At 37.8% G+C, this 1,926-nt stretch carries 2 protein-coding genes and 1 pseudogene; all 3 read left to right on the top strand.

The features are described 5' to 3' along the window. The first annotated feature begins 242 nt into the window (after positions 1-242). Positions 243-425 carry a type II toxin-antitoxin system HicA family toxin gene (locus NSB03_RS20515; RefSeq protein WP_007478400.1) on the top strand — a complete coding sequence of 61 codons (183 nt, stop codon included), beginning with the start codon at positions 243-245 and terminating at the stop codon, positions 423-425. A gap of 87 nt (positions 426-512) precedes the next feature. After that, positions 513-908, top strand: coding sequence for a hypothetical protein (locus NSB03_RS20510; protein ID WP_007478399.1), 396 nt, complete (start codon positions 513-515; stop codon positions 906-908). A 500-nt stretch (positions 909-1,408) separates the two neighbouring features. Beyond that, positions 1,409-1,926 (top strand): annotated as a pseudogene (locus NSB03_RS20505) (phage tail tape measure protein); the annotation flags it as partial.

The raw sequence follows: 1,926 nt of genomic DNA, 5'->3' as shown, positions 1-1,926 counted from the left end.
TACGGGATTCTGTATCATGACACACTTGGGAAGATTAAATATGAATATCAGGATTATGTAAGGGAAAGGATAAAAGAAATGTTTGCCAGTTCGTTAAAGTAAGTGTGTTGTTACCTTCCAAAGTTCATTCTTTATATTACGATGTTAAAATATAGCAAATTCGCAATAAATGTATTTGTATTATTTGCATGGTTATTGCAAATTTGCTATATTTGCACTGTATTTAAAAGTTCTTTTATTTTATGAAGTACAATCAACTTTACGCCGAATTAAAGGCGGCAGGTTGTTACGTTGTGAGACATGGCGGAGAACACGATGTTTGGTTCAGTCCCAAGACTGGCAAAAAGTTTTCGATACCCCGTCACGGGTCTAAAGAGGTTTCTCTTCACATAGAACGTAACGCAAGAAAAGTGCTGGGGATTTAATCCCCACACTTCTTTACTTCATAATTTAAGACTTTTAGGTGCGATAGTGGCAGGTAATATTGCCTGCCACATTTAAAAATAAATAGTATGAAAGTGAATGTTTTGTTTGAACGTGCGAAAGACGGTTATTATTCCTGTTTTATGGAAGAAGAGTTACCGGATTTTGGATTGGCTGGCTACGGAGATACAGCGGAAGCGGCTAAGGCTGATTTTCTGAAATCATACGAGGAAATAAAAGAAATGTTAGCGGAAGAAGGTAAGGAGGTTCCAGTATTGGAATTTTCTTATAAATATGATCTACAATCATTCTTTAATTATTTTTCATTTCTCAATATTTCAAAGATAGCAGAGGTTGCTGGTATAAATCCGTCTCTTATGCGTCAGTATGCGTCCGGAGTGGCGAATGTCGGTGAAAAGCAGTATGATAAAATAAGGATAGCAATAAAGAAAATAGGAAATGAATTAGTTTCCGCTCAATTTTGATAATACAACCTGTTATAAGGTTTCTATTATACTTCATAAAAAAGAACTTAATACACCCGATGTATTATTTCGTGAGAAATGATATATCAATTAAGCCCAGCCCAATTCGGGCGGGCTTATTACCAATTATTTATTACTTGTATCTTATAGTAATTATATGACATATGAAGATATTTTATTTCTGATTGGCTTTTTCCTGATAATAGTTTTTTTTGTCGGATGTAAGCATAAACCGGCTACTTTATCCGGGTGGCTTGCTTTTGCCTTTCTTTCCTTTACCGTGACGCCGCTTATATCGGTTCCTCTAACCTGGTACGTTTGCCGGATGATAGATCGGGCAACAATTAAAAATAAAGAATGTTTTGATCCTTCGGATTTTACATTTAAGAGATAAAATACTTTCTTAGTATAATAAGCCTGTAGAATGGTTCTACGGGCTTTTTTATGTCCTTTTCCGCCATTTTGCACCAGGATAATTTTGCCTTATAAAATTTACTTATATGGCAAAATTAAAACCAGACTATATCGAATGGGTGTTAACCTTGAACGCCTCCGATGCGCAGAAGGAAATACATAATCTTTCAGAAAAGAACAAGGAGCTCCGGGATAGCAATAAGGAGATAAAAAAGTCTATGACCGATTTAATCGCCACCGGGAAAGCTGGCGGTAAACAATGGAAAAGGCTTGATGATCAACTGAAAGAAAATAATAAGACGATCGGTGAGAATAACAAGAAGATTGCCGAATGTGAGAAACGGCTGGATAAAACCACCATGAGCGCAAACCAGTTGGCAAGGAAAGCAAACGCCTTGCGGAAAGAGCTTCGCGATACGGTGAAATCCTTGCAGCCGGAAAAATATGCCGCCCTGGAGAAGGAACTGAAAGAAGTTGAAAAAGCATACGGGCAGGCAACGAAGAAGGCGGAAGGTTTCGGCGGTTCCCTTCTTTCCTTGAACAAGATAAAAACGGTTCTGGCCGGTGTGTTTGTCACTATCGGCGCAATGATAACTGGGCAGAT

This window comes from Bacteroides acidifaciens (assembly GCF_024623065.1).
GTDB classification, from domain to species: Bacteria; Bacteroidota; Bacteroidia; order Bacteroidales; family Bacteroidaceae; genus Bacteroides; species Bacteroides acidifaciens.
This window is presented reverse-complemented; position numbering and strand designations above follow the sequence as displayed.